This is a genomic window from Gordonia sp. NPDC003376 (genome assembly GCF_053589235.1).
The window spans coordinates 1-15,464 of record NZ_JBSFRM010000015.1; the positions used below are offsets into that span (position 1 = coordinate 1).

Annotated in this window: 17 protein-coding genes, 1 tRNA gene and 1 pseudogene; 7 read left to right on the forward strand and 12 right to left on the reverse strand. The window is 67.1% G+C overall.

Translation table 11 applies throughout. From position 1 onward, the window contains the following. Together ACWDUA_RS15645 and ACWDUA_RS15650 are read left to right on the forward strand one after the other, a co-directional pair. Nucleotides 1-161 (forward strand): annotated as a pseudogene (locus tag ACWDUA_RS15645) (ATP-binding protein); the annotation flags it as partial. 296 nt (nucleotides 162-457) lie between these two features. Further along, nucleotides 458-838 carry an Lsr2 dimerization domain-containing protein gene (locus ACWDUA_RS15650; RefSeq protein ID WP_449751917.1) on the forward strand — a complete coding sequence of 127 codons (381 nt, stop codon included), beginning with the start codon at nucleotides 458-460 and terminating at the stop codon, nucleotides 836-838. Nucleotides 839-1,016: 178 nt separating this feature from the next. On the opposite strand, the gene ACWDUA_RS15655 is transcribed toward ACWDUA_RS15650, so the two are convergent. After that, the gene (locus ACWDUA_RS15655; RefSeq protein ID WP_449751918.1) at nucleotides 1,017-1,343 is read right to left on the reverse strand and encodes a hypothetical protein; all 327 of its coding nucleotides are present in this window, start codon (nucleotides 1,341-1,343) and stop codon (nucleotides 1,017-1,019) included. Between the two features lie 64 nt (nucleotides 1,344-1,407). After that, a tRNA-Ala gene (locus ACWDUA_RS15660) sits at nucleotides 1,408-1,483 on the reverse strand. Between the two features lie 103 nt (nucleotides 1,484-1,586). Between ACWDUA_RS15660 and ACWDUA_RS15665 the strand changes: the two genes are divergently transcribed. After that, the gene (locus ACWDUA_RS15665) at nucleotides 1,587-2,333 is read left to right on the forward strand and encodes a hypothetical protein (protein ID WP_449751919.1); all 747 of its coding nucleotides are present in this window, start codon (nucleotides 1,587-1,589) and stop codon (nucleotides 2,331-2,333) included. Here ACWDUA_RS15665 and sepX read toward each other — a convergent pair. From sepX to ACWDUA_RS15690, 5 genes are all read right to left on the reverse strand, one after another. Further along, entirely contained in the window at nucleotides 2,311-3,675 is a 1,365-nt protein-coding gene (gene sepX, locus ACWDUA_RS15670; protein WP_449751920.1) for a divisome protein SepX/GlpR, read from the reverse strand. The genes ACWDUA_RS15665 and sepX overlap by 23 nt on opposite strands. Nucleotides 3,676-3,827: 152 nt before the next feature. Then, nucleotides 3,828-4,508 (reverse strand): SIMPL domain-containing protein, encoded by a 681-nt coding sequence (locus ACWDUA_RS15675; protein ID WP_449751921.1) that lies wholly within the window; start codon nucleotides 4,506-4,508, stop codon nucleotides 3,828-3,830. 87 nt (nucleotides 4,509-4,595) lie between these two features. Next, complete coding sequence (locus tag ACWDUA_RS15680; protein ID WP_449751922.1) at nucleotides 4,596-5,252, reverse strand: GNAT family N-acetyltransferase; 657 nt, start codon at nucleotides 5,250-5,252, stop codon at nucleotides 4,596-4,598. A gap of 75 nt (nucleotides 5,253-5,327) precedes the next feature. Then, on the reverse strand, nucleotides 5,328-6,632 hold the full coding sequence (gene glp, locus ACWDUA_RS15685; protein WP_449751923.1) for a molybdotransferase-like divisome protein Glp: 1,305 nt from the start codon (nucleotides 6,630-6,632) through the stop codon (nucleotides 5,328-5,330). A gap of 114 nt (nucleotides 6,633-6,746) precedes the next feature. Next, entirely contained in the window at nucleotides 6,747-7,697 is a 951-nt protein-coding gene (locus ACWDUA_RS15690; RefSeq protein ID WP_449751924.1) for a UTP--glucose-1-phosphate uridylyltransferase, read from the reverse strand. Between the two features lie 96 nt (nucleotides 7,698-7,793). On the opposite strand from ACWDUA_RS15690, the gene ACWDUA_RS15695 reads away from it, so the two are divergent. Next, a complete protein-coding gene (locus ACWDUA_RS15695) occupies nucleotides 7,794-8,369 on the forward strand; it encodes a 5-formyltetrahydrofolate cyclo-ligase (RefSeq protein ID WP_449752034.1) in 576 nt (191 codons plus the stop codon). Nucleotides 8,370-8,442: 73 nt separating this feature from the next. On the opposite strand, the gene ACWDUA_RS15700 is transcribed toward ACWDUA_RS15695, so the two are convergent. The 3 genes from ACWDUA_RS15700 to nhaA form a co-directional block, all read right to left on the reverse strand. Beyond that, the gene (locus ACWDUA_RS15700) at nucleotides 8,443-8,892 is read right to left on the reverse strand and encodes a hypothetical protein (protein WP_449751925.1); all 450 of its coding nucleotides are present in this window, start codon (nucleotides 8,890-8,892) and stop codon (nucleotides 8,443-8,445) included. Nucleotides 8,893-9,130: 238 nt separating this feature from the next. Beyond that, the gene (locus ACWDUA_RS15705; protein ID WP_449751926.1) at nucleotides 9,131-9,448 is read right to left on the reverse strand and encodes an FmdB family zinc ribbon protein; all 318 of its coding nucleotides are present in this window, start codon (nucleotides 9,446-9,448) and stop codon (nucleotides 9,131-9,133) included. Between the two features lie 109 nt (nucleotides 9,449-9,557). After that, nucleotides 9,558-10,895 carry a Na+/H+ antiporter NhaA gene (nhaA, locus tag ACWDUA_RS15710; protein ID WP_449751927.1) on the reverse strand — a complete coding sequence of 446 codons (1,338 nt, stop codon included), beginning with the start codon at nucleotides 10,893-10,895 and terminating at the stop codon, nucleotides 9,558-9,560. Between the two features lie 184 nt (nucleotides 10,896-11,079). On the opposite strand from nhaA, the gene ACWDUA_RS15715 reads away from it, so the two are divergent. Both ACWDUA_RS15715 and mscL read left to right on the forward strand, forming a co-directional pair. Further along, nucleotides 11,080-11,736 carry an SAF domain-containing protein gene (locus tag ACWDUA_RS15715; RefSeq protein WP_449751928.1) on the forward strand — a complete coding sequence of 219 codons (657 nt, stop codon included), beginning with the start codon at nucleotides 11,080-11,082 and terminating at the stop codon, nucleotides 11,734-11,736. 220 nt (nucleotides 11,737-11,956) lie between these two features. Next, complete coding sequence (gene mscL, locus ACWDUA_RS15720; RefSeq protein WP_449751929.1) at nucleotides 11,957-12,805, forward strand: large conductance mechanosensitive channel protein MscL; 849 nt, start codon at nucleotides 11,957-11,959, stop codon at nucleotides 12,803-12,805. A gap of 559 nt (nucleotides 12,806-13,364) precedes the next feature. Here mscL and ACWDUA_RS15725 read toward each other — a convergent pair. Continuing rightward, a complete protein-coding gene (locus ACWDUA_RS15725) occupies nucleotides 13,365-14,036 on the reverse strand; it encodes an MspA family porin (RefSeq protein WP_449751930.1) in 672 nt (223 codons plus the stop codon). 70 nt (nucleotides 14,037-14,106) lie between these two features. Beyond that, nucleotides 14,107-14,766, reverse strand: coding sequence for an MspA family porin (locus tag ACWDUA_RS15730; RefSeq protein WP_449751931.1), 660 nt, complete (start codon nucleotides 14,764-14,766; stop codon nucleotides 14,107-14,109). Nucleotides 14,767-15,214: 448 nt separating this feature from the next. Between ACWDUA_RS15730 and ACWDUA_RS15735 the strand changes: the two genes are divergently transcribed. Next, nucleotides 15,215-15,430 (forward strand): hypothetical protein, encoded by a 216-nt coding sequence (locus tag ACWDUA_RS15735; RefSeq protein WP_449751932.1) that lies wholly within the window; start codon nucleotides 15,215-15,217, stop codon nucleotides 15,428-15,430. Nucleotides 15,431-15,464: the final 34 nt, after the last annotated feature.

Sequence of the window (15,464 nt, forward strand, 5' to 3'; positions counted from 1 at the left end):
GAACCTGCACCCCTCCGGCTTCGACGAACTCATGCCCAAAACCCTGGCCACTGCCACCGTCGACCGCCTTCTGCACCACGCCCACCTCTGCCAAAACCAGCGGCGACTCGGTACGCCTGGCCCAGGCCCTCGCCGGACAAGGGGTCACCGCACTGACCTGACACCTCAGGTCGCCGACCCCGTGGGCAGTTTCGTGTCCGCCGTTGGGCACCCCCTCGTGTCCTCCGTTGGGCAGTTTTCATGTCCGCCAGTGGGCACTTCCCGATGTCCCTTGACAAGCACTGCACACTGGGTCCGGGCAGAGCATGCCGACAGCACCTTCGGCGCTGACAGGCACGAAGCTCAACATCTATTCTCGTAGCCAAGAGTGACCATGCGCTTCTGACGTGCTCACAGAGCGAAAGATACGCTGCAAGGGCTCGCCAACCTCACGTAGCGATGGACTACTGTGCACCGCGTGGCACGAGTTGAACTGACGACCATTATCGACGATCTTGACGGCACCCTGCTCGAGATTGACGACGTTCATTCCGTCGACTGGTCCTGGAATGGTGTTGCGTACAGGCCGGATGTCTCCAGCGCGAACCTCGACAATATCGAGACGGGCACCATCCCCCTCGCCACACTTCTCGCGTCCTCCACCCGCGTCGGCGAACGCCGCCGCGGGAGGACTTCGCAACGCGCTCTTCGGGAATCCGAGTCCACGGCCTCCAGTCGCACAGTGACGAGTGGTGCCGCACAGATAGGCGAGTGGGCGACCGCACACGGTTACGACGTATCCGCACGGGGGAAGAATCACGAACACCTGCGCGACGCCTACCTCGCCGCTACGCGCTGAGCACGCCCCACCTCAGTATTCGAGGTGTCAGGACTGGCCGTTGCCGTCACCCTGTGGCCCACACTCGCGTCGTTCTGGGGATCGCGTTGTGCATACGCGTGGGGTTGTCATCGACGGTGGTAGCTGGTGCGCTTGCAGGCTTCTTGGGTGTGCCAACAGGGCTCTCCCTGGTGCGATCTCAGCAACCGTGATTGAAATCGTATGCGAGCCATGGTCGGTGCCGTTCCAGCCCATCGCCACCGGCGTCCTGACCATCGGCCTCATCCGGGCCTGCCTCGAACTGCTCGCCGACCCTCGAGCGCTCTATGCGACAGCTTCCGACGACGTCCGCCGTCAACTCAACCAAGCGATCTTCACGCGGCTCTACATTGAGGACGACGAAGTCACCGGACACAGGCTCACCGATGAGTTCGACGATCTCCTCGACATCCAAAAACGATGGAGAGCCAGCACCGTCAGCCAAAAGAAAGTCGGCCCTCCCGAAGGAGGACCGACTGATTCTCACGTGTCTCGTTTGAGTAAGCCCGCACTGAGCATCTCTGAGGACGATGTTTTGAGTGCGGAACAAATGGTGGAGCTAGGGAGAATCGAACTCCCGACCTACTCGATGCGAACGAGTCGCGCTACCAACTGCGCCATAGCCCCGTGCCGGTCTCTCGACCAACCTCAGACACCTTATCAGCACCATGACCGGAGTTCATAAACGGCAGGTCAGAGGCCTGTCGAGTCCGTGTGTACGCTGGGCGACGTGGCCCAGATGAGCGACAAGCAGCTGGTGACGGCTCTCGACGCGGCGATCTCGGTGATCGATCCGATGCTCGACGTACTGGCCGGCGCCGACCCCCTCGGACTCAAACCCCACACCTTCGACTCCGGTGACGAACACACCTCCCCGATCGCGCGGGCGGGGCATGTGGCGGCCGGTGTGCTTGACGTGGCGGACTGGCCGGGTACCCAGGGCTGGACACAGCGGTCGATGAACGAACGGGCCGACTGGTGGATCAGCCGGCTCGGCACGGTCAACACCGTCGCGGTGGCCTACCCCGGCGTGTTCGGGGCGTGGACCAGATTCTTCCCGCTCAGCACGTCGCTGGGTTTCGCGAACCAGGCGGTGATGCTGATCGCGATCGCCCGCGAGTACGGTGTCACCGACCGCGATGAGCAGATCCGGCTGCTCGCCTCCGTGTTGTGCCGCCGCGAACTGCCGGACGACCTCACCGCCGCTGCCCCACCGCATGCGCCGCGCCACCAGACCCGGTCGGTGGTGCGCAGCCTGTGGGACGTGGCGCAGATCCTGCGGCGCGCAGACAACGAAATGGGGCGCCGCCCGCAGGCGACGCCCCCGTTCTCGATGCTGACGTGGATTCCGGTCCTCGGCGCCCCGACTCTGTATGTCGGTGAGCGCCTTGCCTTGTGCCGGGCGGCGCGCACCGGGCGTGCGTGGATCGCCGCACACCCGGATGCGATCACCGTCAGCCGGCCACTGCCTGCCTGAAGTCGGGGTCCTCGCGCATGACCCGACGCCGCTGGAACGGCGGCAGATGGTCGAACACCGGGTCCTCGTCGTCGATCTCGAGCACCACGGCCCCACCCGGGCGACGCAGCCGCGGCGGCGGAGGCGTCGCCGCGAACTCCGGCACCCGCTCCTGCCGGGCCAGGCGTTCGGCCTCGGCGCGGGCGGCACGGCGGGCACGGGCGGCACGCTGCGCACGGATCTGCTGCTCCGCCTTGACCGTTCGACGCAGGTAGAACAGGTAGCCCACCAGCATCAGCACGGTGACGCCGGTGGCGATCCACCCGAAGGTGCCCAGCACCGCACCAGCGACCACCGCTACGATCACCAACGCGATCAGGCCGATGCTCACGCGCTGACGTTCCTTGTAGCGCAACCGATCCGCGCCGGCCTCCGGCGAGTACGGGCTCCGACGTCGGGTTGTCTTCTCCGACTTGGCCGCAGCCGGTTCGGCCTCGGCCTCGGCCTTCTTGGTGTCGGGCTTCACCGGTTCCGCGTCCTCGTACTCGTCGTACTCGTCATCGAGATCGTCGACATACTCGGCATCGTCTTCGAGATCGTCGTCGTACTCGGCATCGTCTTCGAGATCGTCGTCGTACTCGGCGTCCGCATCGTCGACGTCGTCGTCGTACTCGGCGTACTCCGAGTCCTCGTATTCGGAATCCTCGTACTCGTCGTACTCGTCGTCGTCGAGATCGTCGTCATACTCGGCATCCTCGGCGAGGTCGTCCTCGTACTCGGCGTACTCGGTGAGTTCCTCGACACCGGCAGCCGAGACGGTGCCGATCACGTCCACCTCGACCTCCACCACGTCGATCTCGACGTGGGTCACGGTCACGCGCACATCCTCGTCCGAATCGGCAGCGTCTGCACCGTCCTCGACGACACCGGTGAGCACCTCGGTATCGGAGTCGGCAGCATCGGAGTCGGCAGCGTCGGTGGCGGTGTCCTCGACGCCGTCAGTGGCCTCGGATACCGCCGTGGCCTTCTCCGTCACCTTCTCACCGGTCTCGACATCGAGATCGGTGGCATCGAGATCGGTGTCGGCGGCGTCCCGCTCGGTGTCGGCCTCGTCGATCACCGCGGTCGCACCGGCGGTGCGGGTCGTGGTCCGACGCTGCGACTTCCACTCGGGATCGTGCGGGTGCGATCCCGCGGCCCGACGACGGACACTACGGGTTCGGGTTCCGCCGCGATGCAGCAGCCGGGTCGCACGGGCGACGTCGGTGGACTTCTTCACCTGCGGGCGGCCTTTGATCACCATCGGGACCAGCACGAAGAGCCACACCGCGACGAGGCAGACCCACAGTACGGAATTCGGCATGACTGTCCCTTTCTTTCACTCTGGTTACATCGGACCACCCCACAATCTATGGCTCCGACGCCCACATGCCCGTCCGACGCGCCGACACACCGGAAGATTCCAGCACTTCACACGGGTTTCTCAGAGTGCGCGGGCGTCTTCGGGTGTTGCGGTCACCCCACCGGTCCGCCGCCACCCTCCGCGACGAACCGGGCGTCGACGGCGACGGCGATGTCGATGTCGTCGGCACGCAGATCCACCGAAACCGACGGCGGGCCGCCGTCCGTCGCGGCCAACGCCATATCGTAGCCACCACGCGCCGACGGGCCGTCCCCGAGCATCCCCGGATCCGACAACGCCACCGCGACCACCGGCCCCCGCCCCACGGCATCGGCATAGGCCTGCGCCTTGGCCACGGCATCGGCCACCGCCTCGCGGCGAAGGTCGGCCTCGTGACGCAACCGGCTCTCCGGGCGCAGCTTCCACCGCACCGTTCCGACGTTCACGCCGTCACGCACTGCCCACGAGTCGATGAACCGGCTCAGCGCCTCGAAGTCGGTGAACTCGGCCTCCACCCCGAAGTCGGTGGCATAGGCCGGCGGCTGCAACCGGCCATCGCGACCGGTGGGACGGTACGACCGTACCCACACCGAATCGCCGGTCCACCGCATCGCGACCTGCCGCTCGACGTGGTCGTCGAGTTCGGCGGCCAGACACGAGCGCACCTCGATGGCCCGGTTGTACACCGAATCCCGTTGCTCCCCCGACATTCCCACGCTCAGCGACACGATCGCCCGCTCGGGCGCGTACTTTCCTCGTGCGGTCCCGCGGACCACGATCTCCAGTGGTGGCATGCGGCCAACCTAGACCGCACCCCCGACAACCGGCACCGGTCGGCCGAAGCGGGCCGACGGCGTCGGACCGTCACAGCGACCCGACGGTCAGAGAAAGCTCGCCCGCCCCGTCCGGACGAGCCGTTGGGCCGCGCTCTCGGCGAGCTCCTCGACGGTGAGCGCGAACAAGAAGTGGTCGCGCCACTTCTTGTTGACATCCATGTACCGTTCCAGCAGCCCTTCCTTGCGGAAGCCGACCTTGCCCAGCACGGTCTGCGACGCCACGTTGGCCGGTTGCACGGTCGCGTCGAGCCGATGCAGGCCCACCGGACCGAAACAGTGGTCCACCCCGAGCGCCACCGCCGCGGTCGCCACACCCTGGCCGGCATACCCGTCGTCCACCCAGTACCCGATCCAGGCCGTGCGGACCGCCCCCCGCTGGATGTTGCCGACGGTCAGCTGCCCGGCATAGTTGCCGTCCACCTCGATCACGAACGGCAGCAGGTTGCCCTTCTTGGCCTCGGATTTGAGGACCGCGAACAGCGGTGGCCACGAACTCGTCTGATGCCGCGACGCCCACGAACCGATCCCGGTGGGTTCCCAGGGCAGCAAGGAGTTCTGATTGCGGATCCGCAGGTCGCTCCAGTCCTTGGCATCACGCAGCTTGACCGGCCGTACCGTGACCGCCCCCGCACGCGTGCCCAACGGACCGAGCGTCGCCGGCCATCCCGGGCTGACCGGATCGCCACTCAACCACCTGAACACAACTGGGAGTCTAGGGGGTGGCCGCGGTACATAGAGCAGGTAACCGCGCAGAAATGAACGTGTTCACCAGACCCGTCAGCCGCGTTGTGCGAGGAAGGCCACCTCGACCTCGTCGCCGATGCCGAGTTCCTCGACGTCGGGTTCGACGATGATCAGACAGTTGGCCTCGGCGAGTTCGGCGAGCAGATGCGACGACCCGGTGGGCGACGCCCCGAGCACCTGCACCAGATACTCCCCGGTGCGTTCCTCGCGCATCAGCTGGCCACGCAGATATCCCTTGCGCCCCTTGGCCGATGCGATCGGGCCGATGGTGCGGGCGGTCACCACGCGACGCATCGGCTGACGCTTGCCCAGCGCGATCCGGATCAGCGGACGCACCATCACCTCGAAGGAGACGAGCGCACTGACCGGGTTGGCAGGCAGTAAGAAGGTGGGCACCTCGTCGCGGCCGAGGCGCCCGAATCCCTGCACCGAACCGGGATGCATCGCCACCCGCACCACCTCGAGATCCCCGAGATCGGACAGCGCGTCGACGACGGCGCGCCCGGCCTCACCGCCGAGGCCGCCGCAGATCACCACGATCTCCGACCGGATGAGTTGCGCCTCAACCACTTCCCGCATCCGGGAGCTGTCCCGCTCGGCGATGCCGACGCGGTTGACGTCGGCGCCGGCGTCACGGGCGGCAGCGGCGATGGCATAGCTGTTGACGTCGAAGACCTGGCCCGGTCCAGGCGAGCGGTCGATGTCGACGAGTTCGGAGCCGATCGAGATCACCGACAGCCGCGGCCGCGGATGCACCAGGACCCGGGCGCGGCCGACCGCCGCGAGCAGACCGACCTGGGCGGGACCGATGATCGATCCGGCACGCACGGCCACATCCCCGGGCTGCACGTCGTCGCCGATGCGGCGCACGTAGTCACCGCTGTCGACGCCGTGGCCGACCTTGACCTTGGACTCGCCGCCGTCGGTCCAGCGGACCGGCACCACCGCGTCGGCGAGAGTCGGCATGGGAGCACCGGTCTCGACCCGCACCGCCTGCCGCGGCTGCAACCGTGTGGGGGTGCGGGCGCCCGGTTCGACCTGTCCGACCACCGGCATCGACACGATCATCGGTTCCCCGGCGGTGAGGTCGACGAGTTCGACGCCACCGGCGTCGAACTCCTCGAGGTCGGCGGGGGCCTCCACACCGGCGAGAGAGACGTCCACGGCCCGGACGGCATAGCCGTCGACGGCGGCCTGGTCGAAGCCGGGCATCGGTCGTTCGGTGACGACCTCCTCGGCACACATCAGTCCCTGCGCCTCGGAGATGGCGACCCGAACCGGTCGGGGTGCGACCGCGGCTGCGGTCACCAACGTCAGATGATCCTCAACCGAACGCATCTCACCTCACTCGCGGCTCGTCATCATCGGCCGGCGCACAAGCGGCCTCTGTAGACGTTAGGACGTCGCGCCCGGATCGCCACGGAGGCGCGCGGAGGCACCCCGCACCGGGTTTCAGTCCGCGGCGAGCCGCTTCTCCAGCCACTCCCGCAGGTCGGGACCGTAATCGTCGCGGTCGAGCGCGAAATCGACGGCCGCCTTCAGGTAACCGCCCGGATTCCCCAGGTCGTGCCGGGTGCCGTGGTGCACCACCACGTGCACGGGCTCGCCCTCCTCGATCAGCAGCGCGATGGCATCGGTCAGCTGCAGCTCACCACCGGCCCCCGGCTCGATCCGACGCAGCGCGTCGAAGATCTTGCGGTCGAGGATGTAGCGGCCCGCGGCGGCCAGATTCGACGGCGCGTCCTCGGGTGCCGGCTTCTCCACCATGCCCTTCAGACGCTTGACGTTGGGATTCTTGGCATCCGGCAGTTCTTCGACGTCGAAGACACCGTAGGCGCTGATCCGGTCACCGGGCACCTCGATGGCACACAGCACCGAGCCGCCCCGGCGCTGGCGGGTGCGGGCCATCACCTCGAGCACGCCACCGGGGAGTACGAGGTCGTCGGGCAGCAGCACCGCGATCGCATCCTCGTCGTCGTCGAGAAAGGGCTCCACACAGCCGACCGCGTGACCGAGGCCGAGCGGCTTCTCCTGGACCACCGATGCCACGTCGAGCAACGAGGGCGCCTTGCGTACCTTGGCGAGCATCGCGGCCTTGCCGCGCTTGGCGAGGGTGTTCTCCAGCACGAGGTCTTCGACGAAGTGCGCGACCACGCCGTCCTTGCCGGGCGAGGTGATGATCAGCAGACGCTCGGCACCGGCCGCCTTGGCCTCCTCGGCGACGAGCTCGATACCGGGGGTGTCGACGACGGGGAGCAGCTCCTTGGGCACCGTCTTGGTGGCGGGGAGGAAACGTGTGCCCAGGCCGGCGGCGGGCACCACCGCGGTACGCGGGATCGGTGGAGTGTCCGGCACATCGCTGTACTCGGGGAATTCGTTCGGATCTCTCACGCTGGGCGTCATGAGAACACCCTAATGTCGGTAACCGGGAACCAGCCACACAAAGGGTTGCGAAATCCTGGGAGATCGAGGGTGACACCGCCGACGGGCAGAAAGTGGATCAAGTTGTCGAAAACCGGGCTGCGTGCCGATTTCTCGAATCGTCGAACGCAAATGACCAGGGAATTCCGCGAGAATGCGGCTTCGGAACTCGTGAAGCGGTTGTCGGAGAGTCCTTTTCCGATCTCCGGGGAGACCGTCGCCGCATATGTTCCGGTGGGATCCGAACCCGGATCTGTGAGATTTCTCGACCGGCTTGCCGAACTCGGGGCCACCGTGCTTCTACCCGTCGTCCCCGACGGTGATCCGGCCCCGCTGAATTGGGTTGCCTACGATCCGTCGTCATCTCTGGAACGGCGGCGGTGGGGTCTGCTCGAGCCGACCGGCGGGCCGCTGGGCGTGGACGCCATCGACGTCGCGGCGGTGATCTTCGTGCCGGCGCTGGCCGTCGACGCAGCAGGCGTCCGGCTGGGGCGTGGTGCCGGCTACTACGACCGGACGATCCACAGCACCACCGCCGAACTGGTGGCCGTGGTCTACGACCACGAGGTGGTCGACGAACTGCCAGGCGATCCGCACGACATCCCGATGGGGTGGGCACTCACCCCCGGCGGCGGGTTCCGTCGGCTGGGGTGAGGCCGCGGCCCCCAGAACGCCGACGGCGGGACCACCCGAAGGGTGATCCCGCCGTGCGGAAACTCGGTCGTGACTAGCCGGTGACCAGGCAGGCACCGCCCCAGAACCACGAGGGGAGCTGGGTGCCGTTGGCGACCGTTGCCTTTGCTTGCTGCGACGACCCGTCCTGAGTGGCTGTGATTGTGTAGCTGCCGGGCTTGCTGGGAACCCAGGCCCAGGTCACGGCGTTGGCAGCGCCGGCCTTGGGCTCGATCGTCTTGGTCGAATCAACAACGCCACCGACTTCAGCCTTGAATGTGACCGGCTTCCCGGGATCCACCTGGCTAATAGTGGCGCTCACATCGTACGAGCAACTGGCGCCATAGACACCTGCGGTCGAACCGTATCCGGACGGCGTGGTGATCTTCAGCGCGGTCACACCCGCCGCAGCCGGAGCGGCCATCGCGACGCTCAGTGCGCCGGCAGCGATCAGGGCGGCGGCACCGCCTGCGACACGGATTCGGTTGGTCTTGGCTACAGCCATCTGCACACTCCGTGCTCGTGGGTTCACGCCCCTCCCGAGGAGGACGCAACGCGCGGCACACGCTGAGCAAAGGGAAACAGCACTCGGACACGATCCCATCGACACAGGTCGAAGAGAAACCACCAACGAGAATTCATCTGGTCGAGGGAACGCATTTCGTACACGTTCCCGAACATCGAATCCGGGTGGCCACCAGGAACTCACCCGGCGGACATGTCCGGCGGGTGAGTCGGACGACTCAGGCGGAGGCCGGAGCGGCCGACGTGGTGGTGGTGCTCGACGACGAACTGCTCGAGGACGACGAATCGCTCGACGAGCTGCTCGACGAGCTCGACTCCGACTTCGACGACGAGGAGCTGGTCTCCGACGCCGACGACCCGTTGCGGGAGTCGGTGCGGTAGAAGCCGCTGCCCTTGAACACGATGCCCACCGAGTTGAACAGCTTGCGCAGCCGGCCGGTGCACTGCGGGCACTGGGTCAGCGCGTCGTCGGAGAACGACTGAACGATGTCGAACTTGTTGTCGCACTCCGTGCACGCGTACGAGTAGGTGGGCACCTGAAACCTCCACAAGAAATGTCGATGACTCGGACAGTCTAACCGAAACTGGCACTCGAACATTCCGAGTGCCAACCAGGGGCGAGAACAGCCCCGGTCGCAGCGTCGTTCAGTCCCCGATCACGTCGAGGTCACTGTCGGGCACGCCGTCTCGGTTCATGTCGGGATCGCGCAGTCTGCGGGCGTCCCAGCGCAGCATCACGGCCCCGATCAGGGCGGCGATCAGCGACCCGACCAGGATCGCGGCCTTGGCCGCCGGAACGTGCGGCGAGTCGGCATCGAACGACAATTCGGCGATCAGCAGCGCCACCGTGAACCCGATACCGGTCAACATGCCGACCGGCAGCAGATCGCGCAGCCCGATCGCGTCGGGCAGCCGCAGCGGCGTGAGTCGGGTCATCAGGGCGGTCGCACCCATCACCCCGACGAGCTTGCCCAACACCAGACCCACGACGATGCCGATCGACACCGGTTCGATCATCGACCCCGGGCCACCCACCACCGACACCCCGGCTGCGGCGAAGGCGAACAGCGGTACCGCCACCGCCGCCGACCACGGCCGGATGCCCTCGCCGAGGAGTTCGGTTCGGCTCAGGCGCTCACCCCGGATCGCGCGCGCGGGGACGGTGAACCCGAGGAGGACGCCGGCAACCGTCGCATGCACCCCCGAGGTGTGCATGAAGCCCCACGCGACCAGCGCGATCGGCGGCAACAGCCACAGCACCGACCGCGACATGCGGACCACGATCCCGAAGACGACCACCGCGCCGACCGCGGCGAGCAGCGTCACGACGTCGATCGAGTCGGTGTACACCGTGGCGATCACGATGATGCCGAGCAGATCGTCCACCACGGCGAGGGTCAGCAAGAAGGTCCGCAAGGCCACCGGCAGGCCCCGTCCGAACAACGCCAGGACGGCCAGCGCGAACGCGATGTCGGTGGCGGTGGGGATGGCCCAGCCGTGCAGGCCGGACGTCTCACCGGCGATCCCGACGACGAGCACGTAGAAGACGGCGGGCGTGATCATCCCGACCACGGCGGCGACGATGGGAACACCGGCCAACCGCAGGTCACGCAGGCTGCCGGCGACGAGTTCCTGTTTCAGCTCCACGCCGACGACGAAGAAGAAGGCGGCCAGCAGACCATCGGCGGCCCAGTGCGCCAGCGACATGTGAAGGTGCAGCGACTCGGGACCCACCTCGATCGCGAGCAGGTCGTGATAGGCCTCGCGCCACGGGGTGTTGGCCCAGATCACGGCGACCGCAGCGAACCCCAGCAGCAGAATCCCGCTGGTGGTGTCGAGGGCGAGCGCGCTCCGCAGTCGCGCGAGACGCAGCGCCGCCCCGGACGTCCGGGTGGGATCCGGTTGGGTGGGCTCCGGCTGGGTGGAATCGGGTGACAACACGGGCTCCTGAGGGTCGGGCGAACGGCGACGTTCGCGACACATCCACCCCGATCACCGGGACGGGCCGACCAGACTTCCCGGCACACCTGGTGGACCATTCTCCCCGCTGCCGGTGCCCCACACCAATCGAGGCGGATCTGTGGACAACCGCCCGGCACCGACCAGTTGTCCACAAGCACGGTCGGCGAGCCCGAACCCCCAGGTCACCGCCACTACCGTCGGGCGCATGGATCTCCGACCGCGCACCGGCTCCCTGTCCCCGCGGATACGCGACCGAATCGCGCATGCGGTCCGGCCCGGGTGGACGCGGTCGGTGTTGCTGCGGCGCACCACCGCGGTTGCTCTCGTGGTGGTCGCGGTGATCGTCGGGCTCGGCGGACACCGCAGCACCCGCGCGGCGTCGGTGATGGTGGCCACCCATGCGCTGCAGCCGGGGCAGGTGCTGACCGGATCCGATCTGCGCGCCACACCGGTACCGGTGGATCTCGTCCCCGACGGCGCCTTGCTGATGGCCACTCAGGCCGACGGCCGCACCGTGACCGGGCCGATCCGCGGCGGGGAGATCCTCACCGATGCGCGCCTGCTGTCGGCGCGGCTCCCGATGCAGCTGACCGGCGACCCGTCCGCCCGCCTGGTGCCGGTACGGCTCGACGACGATGCCGTCATCACCGTTCTCCGCACCGGTGACGTGGTCGACGTGCTGACCGCCGAGACATCGGTGGTGGCCCGAGATGCGGTGGTGGCGCTGGTCGCGGCACCGTCGTCACCGGGGCCGACGCGCACCACCGGTGCCACACCGGTGTTGCTGGCGATGAGCGAAGCGGCCGCACACCGGGTCGCCGCGATCGGTCTCGACGTACCACTCGCCGTGGTCCTGCATTGACAGAACTCACGATTTCGGCCATGCCGTGCGGAGGTCCCGTCCCCGCACCCACGAGTTGATCAACAGATCAGATGCAGACATGGAAGCAACGCGACCGAGCGAAATACACAGTCTCGGTTACTCTCCTGGATACAGTTGATCACACGTCCGTGCCCATCCACCCAGCGCCACCCCGGCATGGATACCCAGCACAGGGAACCGATCAGGAGAGGACCGGAACGTGCTCAAGGGATTCAAGGACTTCATACTCAAGGGCAATGTGATCGATCTGGCCACCGCGGTCATCATCGGTACCGCCTTCACGGCCATCGTCACGGCATTCACCGAGGGCATCGTCCAGCCGATCATCAACACGATTCCATGGAGCCCCGATCAGGCTGCGGGCCTTGGCTTCTACATCATCAGCGACAAGCCGTCGACCTTTGTGAACCTGGGATCGGTGATCACCGCGACGATCAACTTCCTGATCATCGCGGCCGTGGTGTACTTCATCATCATCCTGCCGTACAACAAGCTCGCGTCGCTCGCCGGTTTCGGCGGCGAGAAAGAGCTCGAGGCCACCGAGGTCGGCCTGCTCACCGAGATCCGCGACCTGCTCGACCCGGACGCCGCCGAGAAGGCCGCCGCCGCCAAGGCCGCTGCCGACGAGAAGGCCGCCGCAGCGAATGCCACCACCGCCTTCGACAAGCCGTCGGGTCCGCCACCTGCGCCGCTGCTCGAGACGACGCGGATCAGCACGACCACGCCTGCCGCCCCGTACGGCGAGCCGACCCCGTACGGCGAGCCGACCCCGTACAGCGATCCCACCCCGTCGGGGCCGATCGTGCCGGAGTCGCCGTACACGCCCGGCACCGGCTTCCCGCCCCAGGGTGCGCCCACTCCACCGCCGGCTCCCGGCAACTACCCGCCGCCGGCCAGCTATCCGCCGGCCGGTGCGCCGCAAGGCGGCTCGTACCCGCCCCCGGGCAACTACCCGCCGGCAGGCCAGCCGTATCCGGGTGAGACGTATCCCGGTGAGCAGTACCCGGGCGACTACCCGCCGGACGGCCCGGGGCGCCACTCCCGCTGAGCGACCTCTCACGTACAGCGGTACCGCACAATCGAATACAGAGCCTCAGCGAGCGGCCCGCGTCCACGACGCGGGCCGCTCGTCGTCCACCGCGCCCGGTCCCCCGGTTGCCCGGTGCCGGATCCCGGTTGCCAGGGGCATCACAGCGGATGCTGATCCGACGGCAAGGAACGGCTCGTAGTCTGATGAATGTCGGTCGCGAACATCCGGACCGATGCGCGGTTCGTTCGAGCACCGCGCCCGACCGCCCACCACGTGTTCTCCCCCGACGCGCATCTGGTGGGCGGTCGTCGTATCTCCGGGTCCGCAAGGGCGGGTCGTATTCTGCTGCCGCCCTGCCGCTCTCGCCCTGGCTCCCGTTCCGCCGCCGGCCTCCGAGCCCGCCGGCATGCGGTCCGCCGACCCCGACGCCTGTGGGGACCAACAGCTTTCGGTGGCCACCCCCAGTGCTCGACGACTTCCGGACATGCGAAAGGGCGGGAACCGGAATCCGGTTCCCGCCCTTCGGCTTTGCCTCACGGCACCGCTGTCATCCCAGCGGAGGTCGCACGGTGTGCGATCAGCCCAGGCTGAACGGCTTGCCGTACAGGGTCACGATGCCCTTGACCGAGCCGGTGTCGACGGTCACCTTGATCTTGGCCTTGGCCTCGGCGTAACCACCGCAGTTGGAGACCTTGAAGGTCTCCTGGCTGTAGGCGACGCCACCCTGGCTGCCGGTGAAGGTGTAGTCGTTGACGGCGTCATCGTCGCTGTCGGTGGTGTTGATCAGCCATACGGTACCGGCCTGGCCGGGGCCGAGGGACAGGCTGGCACCGACATTGCCGCCCAGCGACGGTTCCGGCGTGCTGGGACCACTGGTGCTCAGTTCGGACGAAGCACCGGTATCCGCACCGCCACCGCCCTCGACGCCCACATGAACCTGGCAACCGACGATGTAGCCGGCGGCGATGTTGCCGCCCTCGGCCTTGCCGCCGACGGTGACGCGCACCTTGCCGGACACCCAGACCTCACGGACCAGGTTGAACGACTCGACGATCGACTTCTGGTAGTTGACGCTCTGGTCGAACAGCTGGATCTTGACCGGGGTGCCGTCGACCAGGGTCTTGGTGATGGTGGTGCCGGCCACCGGACCGGCAGCCGCAGCGCCGGTGCCCAGGGCACTCACACCCATGACAGCGGCGCCGGCGAGACCGACGCCCGCAGCCACGCGGCGGGTGATGATCTTGTTCATGATTCCCCTTCGTGGAATGTAGATCTGCCTAGGAAGCAGAGAAACTCGAGAAACTGGGTTATCTGCTTCGTCAGCTGACGAAGAAGGGCTGGCCATACAGGGTCGACTGGATCAGGGTGCCCGAACCGTCGATGGTGTCGTCGTCATCGTTGACCTCGTAGCCGGCGACCGCGCGGGTCAGGACCACCGAGCGAGCAGAGGCGTAGCCGCCGCAGTTCGGGAACTCCAGCTCGAAGTCCGACAGCTGGATGGTGGCCGATCCGTCCTTGAGGGACTTGGAGGTCACGCTGTAGAGGGAGGCCTCACCCGGCGCGAGCGGGATGCTCAGCGAGCCGCTGGCACTGATCGAGGGAGAAGCGCCCAGGGTGGCGGAGATACCGGAGTTGCCGCCGACCTTGATACCACTGACGTCCACCTGGCAGCCGACCAGGAAGCCCACGTACAGCTTGCCGCCGACGCCTTCGCTCGCCTGGGTGGTGTAGGTGCCGGAGACCAGCGCGGTGCGGCCGAGGCCGTTGGCCGCAACCCGCGCGACCGAGTACTGGGACTCGTTCTTGCGCCAGGTCTGGACCTTCTCACCGTCGATGCCACTGGCCGACTTGTAACCACTCTGCAATGGCGCGGCCTCTGCGTGACCTGCACCCATGCCGGCCACGCCCACAGCGGCAGCGGCGACGACGGCGCATGCCCCCGCAGCACGGCGCAGCCCAAGCTTGCTGAACTTGCTCATTCGTTCCCTCTCACAGGATTCGGCTGTTATCCGACGGACACGTATCCGTGTCCGTCGGGTGACCCTGACGGCTCGCGGGAATCCTCACCGCCACCGGTTACAGATAAGAATTCACCGTGTAACCGTGGCGTGAACACTCCCCACCGTCACTGCGGAACACACCCGTATTCCACAGGACACCGACTCCCCGACATCCCGAAGTGGACGCCGACGCCGGTAGCTGTCCTGCGGAACGGTATCTGAGAGGTCACAAAGAGGGCAACAGCTGAAATCAGCCGTGTCTCAGGTTTGATTCATGCGACATGCACAAGCGCGCATGAATGATCCACCAATGACAAAGTAAACAGCAGGAAAACTGGCTGAACCGAACGCCCCGATCGGCCGTTGCTCATTCGTAATGAGGCGGACGCTGCTCGTCGTACCATGATCTCGAGATCGAATTGTGATCTTGGCCACGTTCATCCTGAGTCGTCTCCGGAAGATCGTCTCCGAAGACCTCATCTCTGCGTCGATCGCGTCGTGCCGACCGTCGGGCATCTGCCGTTTCCCCTGCGGCGACGCCCGTGACGTGGCCCGACGGGTGGTCGGGGCCACCATCGGGAAGCGACGCCGGGTGGGCCTCATCGTGGCCCACCTCACCGTCGCCGCTCGATCCGGATCCTGAGTCCGGCGCCGCCGAGCCCGATTCGTCACCACTC

Excerpts from the sequence above, each read along its gene's own strand:
- sepX (WP_449751920.1), bottom strand. The coding sequence starts at position 3,675 with ATGCCGAATTCCGTACTGTGGGTCTGCCTCGTCGCGGTGTGGCTCTTC.
- ACWDUA_RS15675 (WP_449751921.1), bottom strand. The coding sequence starts at position 4,508 with ATGCCACCACTGGAGATCGTGGTCCGCGGGACCGCACGAGGAAAGTAC.
- glp (WP_449751923.1), bottom strand. The coding sequence starts at position 6,632 with ATGCGTTCGGTTGAGGATCATCTGACGTTGGTGACCGCAGCCGCGGTC.
- ACWDUA_RS15690 (WP_449751924.1), bottom strand. The coding sequence starts at position 7,697 with ATGACGCCCAGCGTGAGAGATCCGAACGAATTCCCCGAGTACAGCGAT.
- ACWDUA_RS15700 (WP_449751925.1), bottom strand. The coding sequence starts at position 8,892 with ATGGCTGTAGCCAAGACCAACCGAATCCGTGTCGCAGGCGGTGCCGCC.
- nhaA (WP_449751927.1), bottom strand. The coding sequence starts at position 10,895 with ATGTGTCGCGAACGTCGCCGTTCGCCCGACCCTCAGGAGCCCGTGTTG.
- ACWDUA_RS15715 (WP_449751928.1), top strand. The coding sequence starts at position 11,080 with ATGGATCTCCGACCGCGCACCGGCTCCCTGTCCCCGCGGATACGCGAC.
- ACWDUA_RS15725 (WP_449751930.1), bottom strand. The coding sequence starts at position 14,036 with ATGAACAAGATCATCACCCGCCGCGTGGCTGCGGGCGTCGGTCTCGCC.
- ACWDUA_RS15730 (WP_449751931.1), bottom strand. The coding sequence starts at position 14,766 with ATGAGCAAGTTCAGCAAGCTTGGGCTGCGCCGTGCTGCGGGGGCATGC.